Source organism: Streptomyces sp. DvalAA-43 (genome assembly GCF_900091725.1).
Taxonomy (GTDB): Bacteria; Actinomycetota; Actinomycetes; order Streptomycetales; family Streptomycetaceae; genus Streptomyces; species Streptomyces pulveraceus.
This window is the reverse complement of record NZ_FMBW01000041.1, coordinates 1-5988: the sequence shown is the minus strand read 5'-3', so window position 1 is coordinate 5988 and position 5988 is coordinate 1. Positions and strand designations below refer to the sequence as shown.

At 70.4% G+C, this 5988-nt stretch carries 5 protein-coding genes; 4 read left to right on the top strand and 1 reads right to left on the bottom strand.

Annotation, left to right across the window (positions count from 1 at the left end):
- Positions 1–254 precede the first annotated feature (254 nt).
- Positions 255–1112 carry an IclR family transcriptional regulator gene (locus GA0115234_RS14570; RefSeq protein WP_093541668.1) on the bottom strand — a complete coding sequence of 286 codons (858 nt, stop codon included), beginning with the start codon at positions 1110–1112 and terminating at the stop codon, positions 255–257.
- 314 nt (positions 1113–1426) lie between these two features.
- On the opposite strand from GA0115234_RS14570, the gene GA0115234_RS14565 reads away from it, so the two are divergent.
- From GA0115234_RS14565 to GA0115234_RS14550, 4 genes are all read left to right on the top strand, one after another.
- Complete coding sequence (locus GA0115234_RS14565; RefSeq protein WP_093541666.1) at positions 1427–2797, top strand: aspartate aminotransferase family protein; 1371 nt, start codon at positions 1427–1429, stop codon at positions 2795–2797.
- The gene (locus GA0115234_RS14560; protein WP_093541664.1) at positions 2797–3984 is read left to right on the top strand and encodes a mandelate racemase/muconate lactonizing enzyme family protein; all 1188 of its coding nucleotides are present in this window, start codon (positions 2797–2799) and stop codon (positions 3982–3984) included. The genes GA0115234_RS14565 and GA0115234_RS14560 overlap by 1 nt, the downstream gene beginning before the upstream one ends.
- A complete protein-coding gene (locus GA0115234_RS14555) occupies positions 3981–4826 on the top strand; it encodes an amidohydrolase family protein (RefSeq protein WP_093541662.1) in 846 nt (281 codons plus the stop codon). The genes GA0115234_RS14560 and GA0115234_RS14555 overlap by 4 nt, the downstream gene beginning before the upstream one ends.
- 201 nt (positions 4827–5027) lie before the next feature.
- On the top strand, positions 5028–5867 hold the full coding sequence (locus tag GA0115234_RS14550) for an SDR family NAD(P)-dependent oxidoreductase (RefSeq protein ID WP_093541660.1): 840 nt from the start codon (positions 5028–5030) through the stop codon (positions 5865–5867).
- Positions 5868–5988 lie beyond the last annotated feature (121 nt).

The following is a 5988-nucleotide window of genomic DNA, read 5'->3' as shown; positions in this document are numbered from 1 at the left end:
GAGATTCCGGCGGGACGACGCGGGGGTGTGGTGGTGCGGAACGCTCATGCGGACTTCGCCTTCCGAGAAGTGCGACAAGTGGGAGCGTTCCTGCGGAGGACTGCCATGAGGCGGATGGCTGAAAAGGGTCCGGTCTTCGGGTGTCCACGGCGCAATGGGCAGGCGCCGGAACCAGGCCGGAAAGGGTAAAACGCCGGTGACCATGGAGTGTCACCGCGGTTGGCAGGGAACCTACGGCGGGTTACACCGTTTGGTCAAGACCCGATTTCGTCGGAATGCGCCGTGTCGCTGCCGGAGGCGGTGCCGTCGGTGTCGTCGACCCAGCCGAGCGAGACGCTGATCCGGCGGGCCGCGTCCCGGACCTGGCCGCCCAGTTCCTGGTAGCGCCAGGCTGGCAGGCCGAGCTTGAGGCCGGTGATGGAGACCGCTCCGGCGCAGACCGAACGGTCGTCGAAGACCGGCGCGCCGATGCAGATGATGCCCTCGGCGTCCTCCTCGTCGTCCAGGGCGTAGCCGACCCGTGCGATGTCGCGCAGATGCGACAGGAAGGTCGCCGGGTCGGTGATCGTGCGGGAGGTGCGCCGGGGCAGCCCGAACCGCTCGACGACCGCGGCCGCCTCGCCCGGCGGCACGGCGGAGAGCAGCGCCTTGCCCAGGCCCGTGCAGTGCGGCAGCTCGCGCTGGCCCATCCGCAGATCGAGCCGGACGCGCTGGTCGAGCTCGACCTGGTCCACGACGACCGCGTGGCCGTCCTCGGGGACGGCGAGCCGGGACGCCATCCCGGTGCTCCGGGTCAGCTCGCGCAGGACCGGGTGGGCGACCCCGCGCAGGGACACCTGGGAGCGGGCCCGGTCGCCGAGCCGGGCCAGGCTCATGCCGAGCCGGTAGCGGCGGTTCATGCCCTCGCCGTCGTCCGAGACGAGGCCGTAGGCGCGCAGGGTCTGGAGCATGCCGAAGGCGGCGCTCTTGGAGATGGAGCAGGCCTGGCCGACCTCCGTGACGCTCAGGCCGTTCCCCTGGGACGGGGCGGCGAGCGCTTCGAGGATGTCCGCTGCCCTGGCCACGCTCTTGACCCAGTACTTCGGTTCTTCTGGGGCAGCACTGTTCGTCATAGCAGAACAGCGTAGTGCCTCCGGGGAGGCTCGAACGCGCTTTCTCTGTGAAGGAAGTGCGGAATCGGGCCTTCCTGGGTTTGAAAGGGTCTTGACGGGCCCCGGAGCCGCACGTAATATCCAGGCACTGTTCTGCTCTACAGAACAGTGTTCAGAAAAAGCGAACGCACCACCTGAAGCACCACTTCCAGTACCACTTCAGCACCACGGATCATCCTCTTCCTGCGGCGACTGCCGGGCGGATGGCGCCAGGGACTCACGGGCCGGGCAGGGCCTGCGAAGACCGACGACTCTCGACGCAAGGAGCAAGCGATATGAGTTCAGGCCCGGTGGGCAACGAATCCGGAGCCCGACTCGCCGAGCGCGCCCGCCAGGTCGTACCCGGCGGCGTGAACAGCGGTCAGCGCAGTGTTCCCGGACTGACCGACCTGGTCGTCACGGGGACGGACGGCGCGCGGTTCCGTACCGCGGACGGACGCGAGTACACCGACTTCCACTCGGCGTTCGGCCCGCCCCTCCTCGGCCACAACGACCCCGACGTGGCCCGCGCCACCGCCGAGGCCGGCGCCACCCTCGGCCACATGGGCGTCGGTGTCACCGAGGGCGAGGTCCTCCTCGCCGAACAGCTCGCCGAGCTGATCCCCTCGATCGAGAAGGTGCTGCTCACCAGCACCGGCAGCGAGGCCACCTTCCACGCGCTGCGCGTCTCCCGCGCCGCCACCGGCCGCCGTCTGGTCGTCAAGTTCCAGGGCTGCTACCACGGCTGGCACGACGCGGTCAGCCTCAACGTCATCTCCGCCCCGGAGAAGGTCGGCGGCCACGACCCGATCTCCACCGGCATCCTGCCCGAGGTCCTCGAAGCCACCCTCGTCCTGCCGTTCAACGACAGCGAGGCCGTCCGCCGCGCCTTCGCCGAGCACGGCACCGACATCGCCGCCGTCATCGTCGAGCCCGTCCCGCACAACGTCGGAGCGCTCCTGCCGTACCAGGAGTTCCTCACCACGCTGCGCGAGGAGACCACGAAGGCCGGCAGCATCCTGATCTTCGACGAGGTCATCACCGGTTTCCGCCACGACATCGGCGGCTGGCAGAAGATCTCCGGGGTCACCCCCGACCTCACCACCCTCGGCAAGGCCATCGCCAACGGCGCCCCCGTCGGCGCGATCGGCGGCCGCGCCGACCTGATGGACCTCTTCTCCACCCGCCCCGGCGCCCCCGCCTTCTTCGCCGGTACGTACAACGGCCACCCGTCCGTCGTCGCCGCCGCCCTCGCCACCCTGCGCAAGCTGCGCGAGGAGCCGGTCCACGAGCACGTCTTCCGGCTCGGCGAGCGCGTCCGCACCGAACTGACCGGACTGTACGAGCGCCTCGGCGTCCCCGCCGTCGTCACCGGCTACGGCTCCGTCTTCGTCAGCTACTTCATGCCGGGTGAGGCCCCCCGCACCTACGCGGACCTGCTGAACAACGACGCCTCGCTCTTCGTCGGCTACCGCCGCAAGCTCCTCGACCACGGCCTGTTCGAACTGCCGCTCAACCTCAAGCGCAGCCACATCAGCTACGCCCACACCGACGCCGACGTGGACCGTCTCATCGAGGGCACCGAGGCCGCGGTCAAGGCCGTGCTCGCCGACGGCGGCGCCCGCGACCTGGAAAACACCTCCACGATGGGCGGAGCGACCCGCTGATGCTGACCGTCAACCGCACCCGCCCGGCAGGCCCCGCAGGCCGGATCACCCGCGTCGAGACCCTGATGCTCGGCACCTCGTGGCGCGACTTCGGCTACGTCCGGGTCCACACCGACGAGGGCCTGTCCGGCATCGGCGAGATCACCCACCCGTACCGGGTCCGCGAGGTCTGCGAGCTCACCGAGGCGATCGCCCGGCGCCACCTCATCGGCGCCGACCCCTTCGACATCGAGGAGCTCTGGCTCCGCGTCTACCAGGGCGACTTCCTGCGCGGCGGCGACATGGGCGGCGTCGCCCTGTCCGGCCTCGACCAGGCGATGTACGACCTGATGGGCAAGGCGCTCGGCGTCCCCGCGTACCGGCTGACCGGTGGCGCCTGCCGGGACGACGTACGCGTGTACGCCAACGGCTGGTACACCGGCGAACGCGAGCCCGAGACCTTCGCCGCCAAGGCGAAGGAGACCGTGGCGAAGGGCTTCACCGCCCTCAAGTTCGACCCCTTCGGCCCCGGACTGCACGAGCTGGAGCGCGCCGAACTGCGCCGTTCCGTCGACCTCGTGGCCGCCGTCCGCGAAGCCATCGGACCGGATGTCGACCTCTTCATCGAGGGTCACGCCCGGTTCGCCATGCCGACCGCGGCCCGGCTGGTGCGCGAGCTGGAGCCCTTCGACATCGGCTGGTTCGAGGAGCCGATGCCCTGGACCCACATCGAGCGCTACGCGGAACTGCGGCAGCGCGCCACGTTCCCGATCTCCGGCGGCGAGCACTTCCACAACCGGTACGAGTACAAGCAGCTCTTCGCCACCCACGCGGTCGACATCATCCAGCCCGACCTCTCCATGGCCGGCGGCTTCACCGAGGTCAGGAAACTGGCCGCGATCGCCGACACCCACGGCATGCTCGTGGCCCCGCACAACTCCAACTCGCCGCTCTGCACCACCGTCTCGGTGCACGCGACACTCGGAATCCCCAACTTCAAGATCCTCGAAACCTTCGACGGACTCCTGGAGGACTACGTCTTCGACGCCCTCAAGGGCACCCTCCCGATCGTCGACGGCCGCATCGGCCTGCCGACCGCCCCGGGCCTCGGCGTCGAGCTCGTCGACGAGGTCTTCGAGGAGCACCCGCCCAGCCACCGCTTCTGGAACATGTTCGCGGACGGCTGGGAGAAGCGGAACCGGACATGATCGTCGACGTCCACTCGCACCTCTTCCGGCACAGCCACGACTTCACCGACCCGTTCAAGTCCGACTCCGCCCGCGCCCACGCGGGCGAGGTCGACCTCACGGTGAAGTGGGAGGAGTACGCCGCCACCGCTCCCGAGGGCACCCGCACGATCGTCGTCGGGGGCAAGGCACGGCGCAGCGGCCTCTGGGTCGACGACGCCGCCGTCGCCTCGTACGTCGGAGCCCAGCCCGACCGGCTCATCGGCTACCTCTCGCTCGACCCCACCCAGCCCGGCTGGCAGGACGAACTCCGCCACGGCCACCAGGAACTGGGCCTGCGCGGCATCAAACTGATGCCGATGTACGCGGGCTTCGACCCGGCCGCCGAGGAGTACGACGAGCTGTACACCTACGCCGAGCGGCACGGACTCCCGCTCCTGGTGCACACCGGCACCACCTTCGTGTCGAGCGCGCCGCTGGAGTGGGCGATGCCCCGCCACCTGGACGCGGTCGCCATCCGCCACCCGGAACTGCGGATGGTCCTCGCCCACCTCGGCCACCCCTTCGAGGGCGAGTGCATCGCGGTCATCCGCAAGCACCCGCATGTGTACGCGGACATCAGCGCCCTGCACTACCGGCCCTTCCAGCTCTGGCACAGCCTCCGGCTGGTCCAGGACTACGGGGTCTTCCACAAGCTGATGTTCGGCAGCGACTACCCGTTCACGACGGTCGACGACTCGGTGAAGGGGCTGCGGGAGATCGCCCGCATCCCCGGCATCCCCGGGCTGCCGCCGCTCGACGCGGACGCGGTGGAGGAGATCATCCACCGGCCGTCGCTGGACCTGCTGGGCCTGAACGGCTGACCCGGCCGTTCCCCTGAACCTGCCGGTACGGCGCCGGGGTCATCCCCCTGTCGCCCGGTACCGACCGGCAGCCGGGCCGCCGCGCCACTACCCAAGTGTCCCAGCGCGGCGGCCCGGACCCTTCCGGCGACCAGGACCGGACCCGACCACCCCCTCCGTACCTCTCCGCCTCCCCACCTCTCCGCCTGGAGGAACCCCGCCATGACCGCAGCCGTCCCGCCCCGCGGAACCGACCGCTTCGATCTGACCGGCCGCACCGCGGTCGTGACCGGGGCCGCCCGGGGACTCGGCCGCTCCTTCGCCGTCGGCCTCGCGGAGGCGGGCGCCGATCTGGTCCTCGTCGACCTGCCCGGTGCCGAGGGCGTCGCCGAGACGGCGGCGGCCATCGAGGCGCTCGGCCGCGGCTGCCGGACGTACGGGCAGGACCTCGCGGACATCGACGCGCTGCCCGGCTTCGTCGACACCGTGCACGCCGAGGCGGGCCCGCTGCACATCCTGGTCAACAACGCGGGCACGGCGGCGCTGGAACGCTTCAACGAGATCACCCCCGCGAGCTGGTCGCACATCATGCGGGTCAACGTCGACGCCGTCTTCTTCCTCAGCCAGCGCATCGCCGAACACATGACGGCGGACTCGGTCGCGGGCCGCATCATCACCATCACGTCGAAGAACGCCCTGGTGGCGGAGGCCGGCCTGGCCCACTACAACGCCTCCAAGGCCGCCGCCCAGCTCCTCACCGAGACCCTGGCGGTCGAACTCGCCCCGCACGGCATCACCGCCAACACCCTCGCCCCCGGCATGGTCGAGACACCCATCGACGGTGAATTCCCCTTCGACCGGGAGGCCTTCGAATCCGCGTACCACGAGCGCATCCCGCTCGGCAGGTACGCGCAGCCCGACGAGTGCGTCGGAGCCCTGCTGCTGCTCGCCTCGGACGCCGGCGCGTACCTCACCGGGGCGCGCATCGTGGTCGACGGGGGAGTGCTGGCCGACCAGATGCCGCGCATGCGGTTCATGCCGCCGTACCGCAACACGATCTGACCGCGGCCGGCCGGCCGCCGGTTCCCACCGAGCACGCATCGACAACGCGAGGAGCGCCTCCGCCATGTCCGTCAATGCCTCGTCCCCCGCTCCGTCCTCCGCGTCGTCCCGCCGGAATCTT